Raw genomic sequence first — 15,333 nt, 5'->3', positions numbered from 1 at the left:
AGAGATTGTTATTGAAACTATCCACACATGAAGATGATAATAATTATCACTTAACTGGATACTCTAAAGAATACTTCTTATGCGTAAGGGCACCTATCCTACTCAAGCCGTAAATTGCACACCAGACCCATTTCCTGCGGTGTTGCAATTATCCTGTATCAACAGCGGACAACTGCTTGGTCAACATGATGTCGTGGTGATCAATCACCAAGGGCAGCTCTATTATTTGCGCCAAACCAAAGCAGGAAAACTGATACTGACTAAATAATTTTTAGTCACTCAATCCTATTTGCAAAAAAATCCACTACGCCAGCCACCTCATACTGAACACTAAGGCAGCCAGCAACTTATTGATTATGTTTAATAACATAGGGAGAGTTGCTCATGCTTCGTTTCTTTCGTTTATCTTTATGCAGTCTGGCAATAACAGTGGCGTTATCTCCACTGGCGACAGCCCATTCAGCACCCGCCAGTAAGAATCACACCCTTATTGCTACCGGAAATCAACCGACGACTGACAGTTTCACCCCCCCCGGCACAGTCACCGTCATTGATGCTGCATTACCAGACAAACAAACTGCCACCTCCGCCGCAGAAATGTTGCAAAACGTACCCGGTGTGAGTGTTAGCGGTGTTGGGCGCACCAATGGACAGAACGTTAATATCAGAGGCTATGATCAGTATGGTGTGCTGGTGCTCATTGATGGTATTCGTCAGGGCATCACGGGGGCCAATATCAGTGGTACTTTCCTTGATCCGGCACTGATAAAGCGGGTCAGCGTCATTCGTAGCCCATCAACATCAAGGTTTGGTAGTGGCGCCATGGGCGGGGTGATTGCTTACCAGACCATTGATGCGGCCGATTTGCTGGCAGAGGGCCAAAATCTTGGTTTCCGCGTCAGCGGTTATGGCGCCACGGGTTATCACAGTATCGGCTCTGGGATGTCCATTTTTGGCCGTACAGAGAGTCTTGATGGCATTGTCGCGCTAAGTAAACGTAAGGTCGGCAATATTTACCACGGTAACGGTAATGAAGCGCCGAATGATGAAACGATTAACAGCTTGATGTTTAAGGGCACCGCCTATCTTTCTGACAGCCAATCGTTAACCACCGCCTTGCGTTATTACAATAACCAGGCACTAGAACCGCGCATGGCTAACCTTAGTACACCTGACTTAAAATTTAATAAAAGTCCAATGATGAATCGTTCCACCCTGCAACGTGATGCCGAGTTAACCTACCGCCTGCAACCACAACACCTTGATTGGTTGGATGCCACCAGCCAACTCTACTATTCCGAGATCAATATTAGTGATGACGTCAATCGCGAGGGCTCAGGCCGCCGTAAACAGATCACCCACGGCATAAAGCTGGAAAATAACAGTAAGCTATTTGCCTACAGCCCAGTCGCACATTTGTTCACTTATGGTGTGGAAGCCTACCATCAAGAGCAAGTGCCAACCGGCGTTATTCGTAATTTTCCCCCTGCTGAAATCAAATTCTCCTCCGGTTGGTTGCAAGACGAAGTTACACTGCGTGATTTACCCGTTACCTTGCTGGTAGGCAGCCGCTTCGACAGTTATAAAAACAGCCGCATAGGATTTGCTGATAAGGAGGCAAAAAACTGGTCAACACGGGGGGCAATTACGATTGATCCAACCGATTGGTTGATGCTGTTTGGTGCTTACAGTCAGGCATTTCGTACCCCAACGCTAGCGGAGCTTTATAACAACTCGCTACACTTCTCTGCCGGATGGTTCTCTAATTACTGGTCCCCTAATCCAAACTTAAGACCAGAAAGCAACGTCACCCGCGAAACGGGGTTCGGAGTGTATTTTGATAATCTATTCGCCGATAACGATTCAGTTAAATTTAAAGCCAGCTATTTTGATATCCACGCTAAAGACCGCATTACCAGTCATGTCAATATGATGAGCTCCGGCTACATCAATATCCCGCGCAGTAAAAGCTGGGGTTGGGATGTGTCATTGGATTACCAGAATCAATGGATTGACTGGACGCTGGCCTATAACCGCACTCGTGCTATTAATCTCGACACCCGCCAATTTATTAACAGTATCAATCCAGATACCGTCACCAGCAGGCTTAATATCCCTATTGCCAACAGTGGTTTTAGCACTGGCTGGATCCTGACAATGGCAGAAAATACCAAGTTTATGAAAAATAACGATGCCAAAACGTCGTCACGCCGTCCCTATGCGCCGCAAGCTGGTTATGCGGTCCATGACTTTTACCTAAGCTACCATGGGGCTGGCAGCTTGAATGGCCTCACCACCACCGCAGTATTGGGTAATGCATTCAATAAGGTGCACTACTCACCACAAGCAATCCCGCAGGATGGTCGTAATGCCAAACTATTAATCAGCTATCAGTGGTAATCACAAGGAAGCGACTCATGGAAATATCACATTACCAACACTATCTCAACACTCGGCAGCAACACCCCAGCAAGCCTCTACACGATATCGCTCGTATGATGAATATCAGTGAAGCCGAGCTATTTTATGCGCGGGTAGGACAGGATGCGCAACGCCTGGATATCAGTGCCGATAGACTGCTGACTGAGTTAGCCAGTGTCGGTGTCACTAAATCGATCACCCGTAACGATTATGCAATACATGAGCATTGGGGTGAGTACCAGAATTTGCGCTTGCACGGTCACCTGGGTTTGGTTCTTAATCCACGCGCGCTGGATTTAAGGCTGTTTTTCCGTCAATGGGACAGCATTTTTAGCCTGAGCGAGGAGACACCACAGGGTAAGCAATTGAGTATTCACTGCTGTAATCTGCAAGGCAAGGCAATCCATCAAATCTACTGTACCGAAGAAACAGACCTTAACGCATGGCAGCAGTTGGTGGAAAAGTATCGCTGTGAAACCAATGCGCGGTTAGTGTTCTCCCCCACAGAGAAAGCGTTCACTCCAGAGACAGTCATTGATAACGCTGCGATAGATAATGAATGGCGCAAAATGAACGATATCCATCGGTTCTTTATGCTACTCAAACGCAATAAAATCACCCGCCGGCAAGCCTTCCGGGCTGTCGGTGATGATCTGGCTTATCCGGTTGATAATAAAGCATTAAGGCAAATTTTATATGCGGCACAGGCTTGCCAGAATGAAGTGATGATCTTTGTCGGTAACACCGGGTGTATGCAGATCTTCACTGGCGTGATAGAACAATTCATTGCCTGCCAGGGGAAGCAAACACCGCCGCCTCATTGGATGAGTGTGCTTAACCGCCGTTTTGCTTTGCACCTGCATGAGAATGCCATTGCAGAAAGTTGGGTAACCCGCAAACCGACCAGCGAGGGTTACATCTCAAGTCTGGAGCTGCTGGATACTCAAGGTAACCATATTCTGCAACTATTTGGGCAACGTAGCGAAGGCCAACCAGAGCAGCACCACTGGCATCAGCAACTGGCCGAATTGACTGCCATAGGCTCCGCTGATGAATAAATGGCTAATATTTATTGCCATTATAATTCCAATCAGTGGCATTGCCAGCCAACGCATTATCACACTCGGCAGTGATATCTCTGAAATCACCTACGCATTAGGCGTAGGTGCCAACATTGTGGCCAGGGATAGTGCCAGCCAACACCCCAGTGAATTGAAAGCCTTACCCGACGTGGGTTACTTGCGACAACTCAATGCCGAAGGCATTCTCGCGTTACAACCTACGTTGGTGTTATGTCGTAAACAGGCTTCAGCGTCACGAGCGCTAAAGCAAATCACTGACTATGGGGTAAAGGTCATACTTATTCCCGCGGACAGTTCGCCACAAACAGTGGTAACTAAAATTCAGTTGATTGCCAGCGCAGTTAATCAGCAACAGAAAGGCCGACAACTGATCAATCACTACCAGCAACAGCTGGCAATGATAGATTCCACACCATTGTCGGTAAAGGTTCTATTTATCATAAGCCACGCGGGGTTACCGCCGCTGGCTGCGGGTAAAAATACTGCTGCGGATAGCTTATTTCGCCTTTCAGGCCTGAACAACACCATGCAAAAATTCAGCGGATATCGCCCTTTATCACAAGAAGGGATTATCGCCAGTGCTCCTGACCTGCTGATTGTTACGTCATATAGCGTTAAATCACTGGGTGGTATTGATAATATATGGCGTTTACCGGGAATAGCTCTGACTCCTGCGGGTAAAAAGCAACGATTACTGGTAATTGATGATAGAGCATTACTGAGTTTTGGCCTGCAAACACCCCAAGTTCTACAACAGTTGCGGAGTGCCGGGGAGTCCAGCCGGTAAAAGCGTCTTCTGTTAGCGACGAGTAGGAGTGATTGCAATACCTTTCATCCTTGAAGCCGCAGCTAAGTTAGCGGCTGTTACTCACCCGAGTCACTGAATACGTTGGATATGCAACCAACTAACTGGAACAGGAGATTTCCAGATGTTTCCCCCAGTCAGGGGGTAATGCCGCCAAGTCATCAAATTCAGGTTGCTCTGCGAAAGGATGCTGTAATGCCTGATGCAACCGCTGTAGCGGTTGAATATCATCCTTTTCAGCGTGATCAATCACTTGCTGTGCCAGGTAGTTACGCAATATATATTTCGGGTTAACCGCTTTCATCAATTGCTGACGCTGAACATCGTCAATCGGCTCTTGTTGCAGACGTGTACGATAACGGTGGTACCAACTGTCAAAACCGGCTCTATCGATAAAATCATCACGTAGTGGCGATTGCGCCGAATGCATTTCAACCTGGCTCAACAAGCGGAATGTACGGGTATAATCTCGCCCCTCTTGAATCATCAAACTCAATAATCCTGTCAGTAACTCGTTATCCTGGCTGCTGTTTTCGACAAAACCTAGTTTAGCGCGCATCTGTTGGCCATAAGCTGCCATTAACTCTGGCTCATAAGCCCCTAGTGCCAACTGTAGCTGCTCCACCGACATTAAGCCGGACAACGCCTGCCCCAACCGATGCAGATTCCATAGTGCGACCGCTGGCTGATTATCGAAAGCATAACGCCCCTGACCATCAGAGTGATTGCAAATATATCCCGGTACATAGTCATCAAGAAAACCAAATGGACCATAGTCCATGGTAATACCAAGAATCGACATATTATCGGTATTCATCACACCATGAGCAAAACCGACCGTTTGCCAATGAGCGATTAAACGTGCCGTGCGTTTTACCACATCAGTAAACCACAACAGGTAACTTTCCGGTTGACCGGCCCATTGCGGCCAGTGACGAGCAATAACATAATCAGCCAACTGTCTGACCTGTGCAGGCTGCTGTCGATAATAGAAGTGTTCGAAATGGCCAAAACGAACATGACTTTCAGCCACGCGTAATAGCATCGCCCCACGTTCTGGTTGCTCACGATAAACAGGATGTTCGCTGGTAACAATGGTCAGTGCACGGCTGGTAGGTATTCCTAGATGGTGCAATGCTTCGGAGGCTAAAAACTCCCGGACGACTGAGCGCAAAACGGCCCGCCCATCCCCCATGCGGGAATAAGGGGTTAACCCTGCGCCTTTCAAATGCCAATCCATACTGCGGCCGTCACTGAGTTGTTGTTCCCCGAGCAAAATCCCACGGCCATCCCCGAGCTGCCCTGCCCATACGCCGAACTGGTGGCCACTATATACTTGTGCCAGCGGCTCCATACCTGGTAGCAAAGCCTCTCCTGCCCATACGCTGGCTTTCGGCAAACTAAACCAACTCTCATCCAGCCCAAGCTCCTGCGCTAAAGGGGAACTGTGGTACAGCAAGCGTGCCCCCTTTAACGGCGTTGGTTGCAAGTGAGTATAAAAACCACTCAATTGCTGCCCGTAGCTATTATTAAATTGAGGCGTCTTCTCAGATTCTGAAGCGCTATCTGATGGAATAAAGTTAAAAGGGGTCATCAGCGTAATACCTCAGCCAGCCAGTGACTAACTTGCAACAGCTCAGCGTGTGACTCAGGAAAATCATCGCTTAATTGCTGACAAACAACGTTAATAGCCTCGGGACGATACACCGTCCCTTGTAGCCGCTCAGCCAAAGCTTCCAGCGGAGCCGGATTCAAACTATCCGTAAAGATTTGGCAGCGAGCGATGGCACCCTGTAATACATCAAAATGCAGTTCAATTCCGCCCCAAATAAAACGGGTATCGACTAAGTGGCTAAAGGCGGGGGCCTGACCGAAATTCCATTCCCAGCTACTCTGTTTAGCAAATTGTTCGGTAAAACCAGGTAGGTCGGGCAATGCTTGTGGGGAGATTCTTTCCGCCAGCACCTTTTCATTATAATAATCGAAAAAAGCCTGCTCAATGGCGACACAAATCTGTTGATGCTCAATTCCCGGTAATAGCTCCACCAGATTGGTGACTCGGGAGCGCACTGATGTAATCCCTTTGGCCTGCAATTTTTTCGGATCAGGATTAAGGTAATCGGCCAAACGACTCAGATCCGCACTCAATAACAATGTGCCATGATGAAAACCACGATCTTTGGTCTCTTTATATGCCGAGCCCGAAACTTTGCGCTCATCATCACCGTTCTTAACCACCAAATCATTACGACCTGAAGCGGTGGCCTGAATTCCGAGCGAGGCTAACGCAGTAAGAATAATTTGAGTGGAGACCGTTTTATCATATTCAGGTTTACCCGCCATAAAGGTGAAACAGGTATTGCCCAAATCATGAAATACCGCCCCGCCGCCGCTGCTGCGCCGAGCCAGCTTCACGCCATCTTGCTCCATTTGGCGCGTATTACACTCTTTCCATGGATTCTGAGCGCGGCCTATCACCACGGTGTCAGCATTACGCCACAAAAATAACACTCGCTGATCCGGGGACATCTGACGGAAAATGCACTCTTCTACCGCCAGATTAAACCAGGGGTCATAAGAATCAGAAATGAGTAAGCGAAGGGATGACATAAACGCGGCTCCGAACCAAAATAAGCAGCTATTAAGATAACATAACCAACGCCGATATCTTTAGGTTCGAGGATTCATTCTGTATTGATTAAGAACTATATCGAAAATGCATCAAATGCGACGCGCTTGCCAGTACACACGTTTCCAATAAACATTTTCTAGCGATGAACGGATCACACCTTTACTCGTTGAGGCATGAATAAATTCATCATTAGTATCGTAAATACCGACATGCAGCCCATTTTGTCCACTGCCAGTTTTGAAAAACACCAAGTCGCCAGGCATGAGTTCATCACGAGAGACTTTAGTGCCTAAGGTGGTCTGCGCTGCTGTTGTTCGGGGTAATTGCATATCAAAACGATCACGGAATGTGCGGTAAACAAACCCTGAACAATCAACCCCACTTTGATCCAGCCCACCATTACGGTATGGCGTTCCTTCCCATTGACGCAGTTGTTCATTCAGTTTAGCAACTACCACAATAGAATCTGATAAGTGACCACTCGGTGTTGGAGCATGGCTGCTACAACCAGCAAGAATCATACTGACCAAAAAGATCCAGAAACGCATCCGCATCGAGATATCACCAGGGTAAGGCTTAGCCAATCCACCGCACAGCAAGCTATTCGGCGCTATATCTGGCCAGCAAGAGGTACCAGTAGAGCTAATTTAGCTATCGAGTCTGGAAAAAACAAGTTATATGAATGAGATAATAGATTTAATCACTTTTTATAGGTTTGGTGTGAATCAGCCATATCCCCAGTAGGATAAACCCCGCCCCTAACGTTTTTAATAACGTCGCCGACTCATTGAACCAGGGTAACAATACAGCGGCTAAATAGACGAGCGCATAACTAAGACTCAGTAATGGATAGGCTCGATTGAGTGGCAAATACCTTAAGGCAAAAAACCAGCACAACATAGATACTGCATAGCCGGCTAGCCCGAAAGTTACCGCCATTAATTGTGTCAGATGATGTGCTAAAAACTGACCATTAATATCTGCCAACGATATTAATGGGGTATGCATCATCCCCCACTTCAACATGAGTTGGGCCATGGTCACCAACACCACACTGCCTATTCCCCACAGGTAACCTTTCATAAATGCCAACTAATCAAAAGGATGCCAAACATAATGGCGGCAACACCCAACCAATGGCGAGAAGTTGCCTTTTCTCCATAAAACAACTGCGCGGCCAAGGTCACCAACACAAAGTTAAAGCTTAATAGCGGATAAGCCACACTCAAAGGCAGATGTTGCAATAAACGTAACCACAGCACCATTCCTAAGCCCAGCAATATCACTGCGATAGCAAGCCAACGCAGTGTTGGCGCAAGCCGTTTTTCACCAGATTGCCCCCAGCATTGTGCAGCTTGCTTCTGACACAGTTGCCCCGCACAGGTCAATAAACTGACAACTATCAATAGCAAATAATTTGTCATGGTGTCTTTTGGTACCACAAAAGTGCCAAACGATTCATTAAATTAACCTTGTCGGCTACCGGATAATGGGCAGAGATGTCCTCACCGCGAGATAATTGCACAACTAACGACACGTCACCTTGCTGCCTTGCATGAGCCAACCATTCACTAAAATCTTTATTGCTAATGTATTTATCTTTGCTGTCAGCATAGTTCAGCCCATAAGACAGCTCGCCCTTTTCGCTGAACATCAGTATATCGCTACGTTTCAGTTGCCACGCTAACCCTGCCGCTACCCCCGCACTGTCGGTAAGCACATAGCGACTGCTGCTCAACGCATCAAAATTATTCTGAATAAAATTTTGCGGCTGTTTGGAATCAATAACCTGTTGAGGAATCAGGTAACCCACCAGCAAAACCAACAATAATGGACAGGCGGCAGCCCAACGCCAATAACGGGCGTTATTATACAATGTAATCAGTCCCACCAACCCCCATCCAGTAAAGGCGACTATCCCCAACACTACTTTCTGCTGCTCGTGTGGCCCATAGGCGACCAAGTGCCCTACCAAATTCAAACCAATAACTAATACCGCCAGCGCGCAAACTAATCCAAAAATAAGATTTATTGCACCATTTATTTTCAGCGCGCGCATACGCATGTTACTGGCGCAATCTGTTGCATATGCCGCCATCAGTAAAGATAGTGGAGCCATACATGGCAAGATATACGTTGGGAGTTTTCCTTTAGCCACACTGAAGAATAACAACGGCATGACGACCCAACTGAGCAAAAAGAACAGCTCTGGTTTTGCCACCCGTTCACGCCACCCTTTAAGTAACGCTCCCGGTAATAACCCCAACCACGGCAATACACCGATGCAAAGAATAGGCAGGTAATACCAAATGGGGGCTTTATGTTGAGCATCTTTTTCAGCGAATCTCTGAATATGTTCAACCCAAAAGAAGTAATGCCAGAAATCGGGTTCACGTTGCGCGATGGCCAATGCCCACGGCAAGCTCAAGATTACCGCACCCAATATCGCTATCGGGCCAAAAATGATGAGTTCTTTTATTCGCTTTTGCTGTATGACAATAGGCAATACCGAAATAACCGGCACGGCCAACGCCAGAAAACCTTTGGTCATAAAGCCCATGCCACAAGCAAGGCCGAGCAAAAGGTAAGCCCCCACCTTCTGCGCCAAGGTTTCGGCCCGCAATGTGAGATAAAAACAGACCATTGAAGCGGTCAACCATAATGAAATCATCGGGTCCAATACCGCATAGGAGCCGATACTAAATACCAACAACATGGAGAGATAAATTAATGTCGCCAGTACCGATGTGGAGCGATTACGCCACAATAAAGTCGCTAACCAATAGACTAATATTGCACTTAGCGCGGTACTAAAAATGGAACCAAATCGGACGGCAAAATTAGTGTCGCCAAATATCCACTGGCTAATATTATTAAACCAATATCCAGCGATAGGCTTTTCGAAATAGCGGATCCCCAGAAAATGCGGCACAACCCAATCACCACGTTGCAACATTTCCCGGCTAATCTCAGCGTAGCGAGTTTCGTCAGGTTGCCACAGTAAACGACTATTGATTGGCAATAGGTATAGCAAAGCAAAAAACAACGCCAACAGTGCTGCCCCGCCTCCTTTTAACAGTTTCATCCGACATCCTTAATTTTTGTCTGACACCCTAACCAACCCTCTCGGCCAGGAAAGGTGGTACGCTCGACGGTCCCTATCGGCAATAAATCTAAATCATCGGGTAATAACTCTCGAAGCGGGCAAAACTGGATACCTTGTTTTTTGGCCTGGACTAATAATTGCTCAAACATTACTGCCTGAGACATCCCTTCAACTTCAGCATGAATGGTATAAACCGAGACACCTCTATCACGCAAAATAGCTTCAATGATGAAATTATTAAAATCCTCAGCCCGCACTTCACTCCCTACGACTTCATCGTACGTTGGCAACGTAACAGGAATTTGTACACTGCCAAGACTGCCATCAGGTAATAGGGGGCGGAAAGGATGAGTACCACGACAATCACTGTTATAACGAAAAGCGAACGGTTGCTTGATGGCTAACACCCGCGAGTCTGCACGCCAGCCGGCAGCCGCGGAACAAGTTACCGGCTGCCCAATGCTGTTCTGTAATGCATCCACACCCCATTGAACCTGCTCAGTTAGCTGTTGTGTTGACCACGATGCAACCTTAGCTTGCCAGCCTTGATGATCCCATGCATGCAAACCAACCTCATGCCCTGCTTGTAACGTGGCTTTCATTAATGAGCCAAGGTCTTTACCGATTTTTTTACCCGGCCAGGCGGTTCCGGCCAGTAAGATATCCCAGCCATAAAGCGAAGCGGCATTAGAACGCAACATCTTCCACAAGAAACGAGGTCGGAAAAGACGCCACAAGTGACGCCCCATATTATCTGGGCCAACACTGAAGAAAAAGCTGGCGCTGATATCATACTGTTCCAATACAGCAAGTAATGATGGCACACCTTCTTTTGTTCCACGGTAGGTATCCACATCAATTCTTAGTCCAACTTGCTTCATAGATAATGCTCATCCTTTTGGGTTTCACCCAGTTCCAGTACAGCACCACGAAGGAAGAAATCCAAGGTTTCGCTGACAGTTTGCTGCAAAGCGATTTCTGGCTGCCAATGTAAAATACGTCGCGCATTCGTGATGCTGGGGGTGCGATATTCGACATCCTGATAGCCTTTACCATAATAGGCACTGCTTTCGATATCTTTAAAGCCAGCAAATGGTGGGAAGTGACCACGTAATTGATGTTTTTCAAAACTACTCAGCAGCATTTGCGCTAATTCGCGAATACTGGCCTCATTCGTCGGGTTACCAATATTGATTATCTGACCATCACAGCAGCCATCATTGTTCTCAATAATGCGAAATAGCGCTTCAATGCCATCATGAATATCAGTAAAACAGCGTTTTTGCGCGCCACCATCAACCAGTTGAATAGGAGAGCCTTCAACCAGATTTAATATCAATTGTGTAATGGCGCGGGAACTGCCAATACGAGCAGCGTCAAGGTTATCCAAACGTGGCCCCATCCAGTTAAATGGGCGGAACAATGTGAATCTGAGGTTTTCTTTCGCACCATAAGCCCAGATAACACGATCCAATAATTGTTTGGATACCGAATATATCCAGCGTTGTTTGTTAATTGGCCCAACAATCAGTCGCGAACTGTCCTCGTCAAACTCTTTGTCATCACACATACCATAAACTTCAGAAGTGGATGGGAAGACAATACGTTTATTGTATTTAACGCAATCGCGAACAATCTTTAAATTTTCTTCAAAATCTAATTCGAAAACACGCAGTGGATTGCGGGTATATTCAATTGGCGTCGCAATAGCCACCAGCGGCAAAATGACATCACATTTTTTAATATGATATTCGATCCATTCGGAATGAATACTGATGTCGCCTTCCACGAAATGGAAGAAAGGGTTATCCAAGAAACGACTAATAGCATCAGAACCAATATCCAGACCATAGACTTCGTAACGGTCATCACGCAACAAGCGTTCGGTTAAGTGATTACCAATGAAGCCGTTCACACCAAGGATCAGTACACGGGTACGTCTTTTCAAAGCATTGCTTGGTCTGTTAGCTAAACGCACATCCGTGACAATGCCCATTTCTTGGGCTAATCGACTACCCTGAACATACAAACCCGCGTCTCCCTGACCAGTAACAATCTCCAGCGCACCTTCACCGCAGGCGACAACTAAAGGTGAAATTGAGAGTATGGTGCCGGGTAACTTTCCGTGTGCCATCTTCAGCGGTCGCGCACGCCAGATGATGAGTTTACGCTGCCCAAGATAGCTGAATGCCCCGGGATAAGGCTCCGTCACGGCACGAACTAAATTATTGATATCTGATGCTGACTTTTGCCAATTGACCTCTCCATCAGCAGCAGTTCGTCGGCCAAAATAGCTGGCATCGGCTTCTTTTTGTGGTGTCAGATGCAGTGAAGAACACTTCATTTTTGGCAATAAATCACGTAACAACTCTTGCGACGCTTCACGCATTTTTGCATGTAATGTCAATGCAGTATCTGTATCGCTGATGGTAACTTTGTGTTGGCCCACAATTGGGCCTGCATCAGCTTTTTTTACCATTTGGTGCAAGGTTACACCTGTTTCGGTCTCCCCATTAACCAGCGCCCAGTTAATCGGAGCACGCCCACGGTATTTCGGCAACAAGGAGCCGTGTAAATTGAACCCTCCTTGCGGTGCTAACGACAAAATTTCATCACACAGCATATTGCGATAATAGAAAGAGAAAATAATATCCGGCTGTAATTGCTTAATACGCTCAACCCATAACGGATGATTGGCATCATCCGGTGCAAATACAGGAAGTTCTAAATCAGCAGCAACCCGGGCCACTGAAGAGAAAAAACGATTCTCATTAGGATCGTCAGTATGGGTAAATACTGCCTGAATATCGTAACCTGCTGCTACTAGTGCTTTTAGACCTACACAGCCAATATCATGATAGGCAAATACAATCGCTTTCATTTTTCTACTTCCTGATTATTGTCGGTATGCTCTGTCCCGACCACTTTCTGTATGAAATAACGTGGGCGCGCGCGCACATCGTTATAAATTCGACCGATGTATTCACCGAGTAGCCCCATACCAACGAATTGGGCACCGATGAACATGAACAACACGGCAAAGAGCGTAAAGACACCGCCGCCTGCCCATTCCGGGCCAAATACCAAACGCAAAACCACTAACAGCACAGCAAGAGTAAAACCAGAAAGTGCAATGACACTGCCCACCAGGCTTAACAGACGTAATGGGGTCGTTGTCAGGCAAGTTATCAAGTCATACATGAGATTAATGAGCTTCATCAGGCTGTATTTTGAGTCACCGAATTCGCGCTCAGCATGATGAACTGTAATTTCAGTGGTACGGCGGGCAAAGGTGTTTGCCAGAATGGGAATAAAGGTACTGCGTTCGTGACAGTGTAATATTGCTTCTACGATATGACGGCGGTAGGCTCGTAACATGCAGCCATAGTCACCCATAGATTTACCTGTAGCACGTTGAATCATCAGATTAATCAAACGGGAGGCTGTTTTACGAAACAGCGAATCTTGCCGATTAGCGCGCACAGTCCCGACGACGTCGTAGCCCTCTTCTGCCACACTGACCAGCCGTGGGATTTCCTCCGGCGGGTTTTGCAGATCAGCATCAAGTGTAATGACCAAATCACCACTAACCTGATTGAATCCAGCCATAATGGCTGAATGTTGGCCATAATTACGATTTAGCAAAACTGCGATTATGTGGTTTTCAGGTACGTTCGCCGCTGTTGTCAAAATTTCAGCAGAACTATCACTACTCCCGTCATCAACCAGAATAATTTCATAAGGTTGGGTGAGTAACTTACAGGCAGCCGACGTCCTCTCTATTAATGCCGGCAAGCTCTCTTGCTCGTTATAAACAGGGATAACTATTGATACTTTTTTGATTTGCTCATTTTGTAACACGGTGCGGCCCTATAATAGTTGCCAATGCATCAACTACCCGGTCAACATCACTGTCTAGCATGTCGGGGAAAAGGGGCAATGTGCATAATCTGGCGGAATTCCACTCGGTATTGGGTAAGTGCAACTGTGGATAGCGTTCGCGATAATACTTTTGAGTATGGGCGGCACGAAAATGCAGACCAGTACCAATTCCTGACTCTTTCAACCGCTCCATCAGTGAGTCGCGACTCATTGCGCAGCGACCTTCATCAACACGCACCATAAACAGATGCCATGCATGGAGATGGGCATAGTCGGGAACCGCCAGGGGTTGCAAGGGGGAATCGTTCAATGCCTTATAGTAGCGGGCAACTAATTCTTGGCGACGAGCATTGATTTCAGGTAAACGCCTGAGTTGCACTACCGCAATCGCTGCGTGAATATCAGATAAGTTATATTTATAACCAGGCACTATGACTTCGGCCTGTGGGCTACGCCCTTGTCGCTGTCGATCAAAGGCATCCACACCCAGGCCATGAAACTTAAGTTGCCGTACTTTGTCGGCTAGCTCATCATCATCAGTGGCAATTAAGCCGCCTTCAGCACAAGTCATGTTTTTAATGGCATGGAAAGAGAAAATAGCGGTGCCCTTCTCGCCAATCCATTGATTACCATAGCGGGTGCCAGCAGCATGGGCCGCATCTTCAATCAATGGGATACCTTGATGCTGAGCAATTAAACGCAAAGCATCAAGATCACAGGGAGCGCCGGCATAATGTACCGGGATAATGGCTTTGGTTTTTGCGGTGATAGCTGCTGCAACATCCGCAGCATTTACCATTAAAGTGTCGCGATCAACATCAATCATTACCGGCTCAGCGCCCAGCAACACAATCATATTAAGAGTAGAAACCCACGTTTGAGACGGGGTAATAACTTCATCCCCTGGGCCAATACCCAAGGCCATCAAGGTGATATGCATTCCCGCAGTGGCCGAACTGACAGCAATAGCATGCTTGCAACCAAATGCCTTACAAAAATCAGTTTCTAACTGTTGATTCTGTGGGCCGGTGGTTATCCAACCTGAGCCTAATACATTTATGACCGCATTAATTTCGTCCGTACCGATTGACGGACGTGAAAATGGCAAAAAATTCTGCATTGAATAATCCCTTAGGACACCAGAGCTGTCGGCAACTATATGCTCACTTAAGTTAACGAAAACTAAACGCCCATCAGATAAACCGGTGGTCTGCTAGGGTCAACTCTAGTCCATTAACCTTAAATAAACCTTAAGATAGCGTTTTTTTGCTGATATATTCAGAAAGGGTATGTCACGAAGAAAGGAATTAGTTTTCATAGAAAAATCAAACAACTAACATAAAACACTGTGGGATGTTTCATCACAATGATTTAATAGATTTTATCTGCGGAGAAAAAGAAAAAT

Annotated in this window: 14 protein-coding genes; 4 read left to right on the top strand and 10 right to left on the bottom strand. The window is 46.7% G+C overall.

Translation table 11 applies throughout. The features are described from left to right. Window positions 1-79: 79 nt before the first annotated feature. From hemP to V1952_RS14005, 4 genes are all read left to right on the top strand, one after another. Entirely contained in the window at window positions 80-268 is a 189-nt protein-coding gene (gene hemP, locus V1952_RS14020) for a hemin uptake protein HemP (protein WP_372559131.1), read from the top strand. 116 nt (window positions 269-384) lie between these two features. Beyond that, on the top strand, window positions 385-2,400 hold the full coding sequence (locus V1952_RS14015) for a TonB-dependent hemoglobin/transferrin/lactoferrin family receptor (protein WP_420074946.1): 2,016 nt from the start codon (window positions 385-387) through the stop codon (window positions 2,398-2,400). Between the two features lie 17 nt (window positions 2,401-2,417). Next, entirely contained in the window at window positions 2,418-3,479 is a 1,062-nt protein-coding gene (locus V1952_RS14010) for a hemin-degrading factor (protein ID WP_420071607.1), read from the top strand. Then, window positions 3,472-4,290 (top strand): heme/hemin ABC transporter substrate-binding protein, encoded by an 819-nt coding sequence (locus V1952_RS14005; protein WP_372559134.1) that lies wholly within the window; start codon window positions 3,472-3,474, stop codon window positions 4,288-4,290. The genes V1952_RS14010 and V1952_RS14005 overlap by 8 nt, the downstream gene beginning before the upstream one ends. A 118-nt stretch (window positions 4,291-4,408) precedes the next feature. On the opposite strand, the gene V1952_RS14000 is transcribed toward V1952_RS14005, so the two are convergent. From V1952_RS14000 to arnB, 10 genes are all read right to left on the bottom strand, one after another. Then, window positions 4,409-5,902 (bottom strand): protein adenylyltransferase SelO, encoded by a 1,494-nt coding sequence (locus tag V1952_RS14000; RefSeq protein ID WP_420074945.1) that lies wholly within the window; start codon window positions 5,900-5,902, stop codon window positions 4,409-4,411. After that, window positions 5,902-6,918, bottom strand: a complete 1,017-nt coding sequence (locus tag V1952_RS13995) for a lipoate--protein ligase A (protein ID WP_372569235.1) — start codon at window positions 6,916-6,918, stop codon at window positions 5,902-5,904. Before V1952_RS13995 ends, V1952_RS14000 begins: the two co-directional genes overlap by 1 nt. A gap of 111 nt (window positions 6,919-7,029) precedes the next feature. Beyond that, window positions 7,030-7,494, bottom strand: coding sequence for an NlpC/P60 family protein (locus V1952_RS13990; RefSeq protein ID WP_083158708.1), 465 nt, complete (start codon window positions 7,492-7,494; stop codon window positions 7,030-7,032). Window positions 7,495-7,636: 142 nt separating this feature from the next. Then, on the bottom strand, window positions 7,637-8,023 hold the full coding sequence (arnF, locus tag V1952_RS13985) for a 4-amino-4-deoxy-L-arabinose-phosphoundecaprenol flippase subunit ArnF (protein ID WP_372559137.1): 387 nt from the start codon (window positions 8,021-8,023) through the stop codon (window positions 7,637-7,639). Next, complete coding sequence (gene arnE, locus V1952_RS13980; RefSeq protein WP_420074944.1) at window positions 8,020-8,364, bottom strand: 4-amino-4-deoxy-L-arabinose-phosphoundecaprenol flippase subunit ArnE; 345 nt, start codon at window positions 8,362-8,364, stop codon at window positions 8,020-8,022. Before arnE ends, arnF begins: the two co-directional genes overlap by 4 nt. Continuing rightward, a complete protein-coding gene (gene arnT / locus V1952_RS13975) occupies window positions 8,361-10,025 on the bottom strand; it encodes a lipid IV(A) 4-amino-4-deoxy-L-arabinosyltransferase (protein WP_420074943.1) in 1,665 nt (554 codons plus the stop codon). Before arnT ends, arnE begins: the two co-directional genes overlap by 4 nt. Continuing rightward, window positions 10,022-10,927 (bottom strand): 4-deoxy-4-formamido-L-arabinose-phosphoundecaprenol deformylase, encoded by a 906-nt coding sequence (gene arnD / locus V1952_RS13970; protein WP_372559139.1) that lies wholly within the window; start codon window positions 10,925-10,927, stop codon window positions 10,022-10,024. Before arnD ends, arnT begins: the two co-directional genes overlap by 4 nt. Further along, window positions 10,924-12,927: a bifunctional UDP-4-amino-4-deoxy-L-arabinose formyltransferase/UDP-glucuronic acid oxidase ArnA gene (gene arnA / locus V1952_RS13965; protein ID WP_372559140.1), complete on the bottom strand. Its 2,004-nt coding sequence runs from the start codon at window positions 12,925-12,927 to the stop codon at window positions 10,924-10,926. The genes arnD and arnA overlap by 4 nt, the downstream gene beginning before the upstream one ends. After that, window positions 12,924-13,907 carry an undecaprenyl-phosphate 4-deoxy-4-formamido-L-arabinose transferase gene (gene arnC, locus V1952_RS13960; RefSeq protein WP_420074942.1) on the bottom strand — a complete coding sequence of 328 codons (984 nt, stop codon included), beginning with the start codon at window positions 13,905-13,907 and terminating at the stop codon, window positions 12,924-12,926. Before arnC ends, arnA begins: the two co-directional genes overlap by 4 nt. Continuing rightward, window positions 13,894-15,048 carry a UDP-4-amino-4-deoxy-L-arabinose aminotransferase gene (gene arnB, locus V1952_RS13955; protein WP_372559142.1) on the bottom strand — a complete coding sequence of 385 codons (1,155 nt, stop codon included), beginning with the start codon at window positions 15,046-15,048 and terminating at the stop codon, window positions 13,894-13,896. The genes arnC and arnB overlap by 14 nt, the downstream gene beginning before the upstream one ends. Window positions 15,049-15,333 lie beyond the last annotated feature (285 nt).

The organism is Yersinia sp. 2542 StPb PI (genome assembly GCF_048593855.1).
Classification (GTDB): Bacteria; Pseudomonadota; Gammaproteobacteria; order Enterobacterales; family Enterobacteriaceae; genus Yersinia; species Yersinia enterocolitica_E.
The sequence above is the reverse complement of the archived record's forward strand: the minus strand, read 5'-3'. Positions and strand labels throughout refer to the sequence as shown.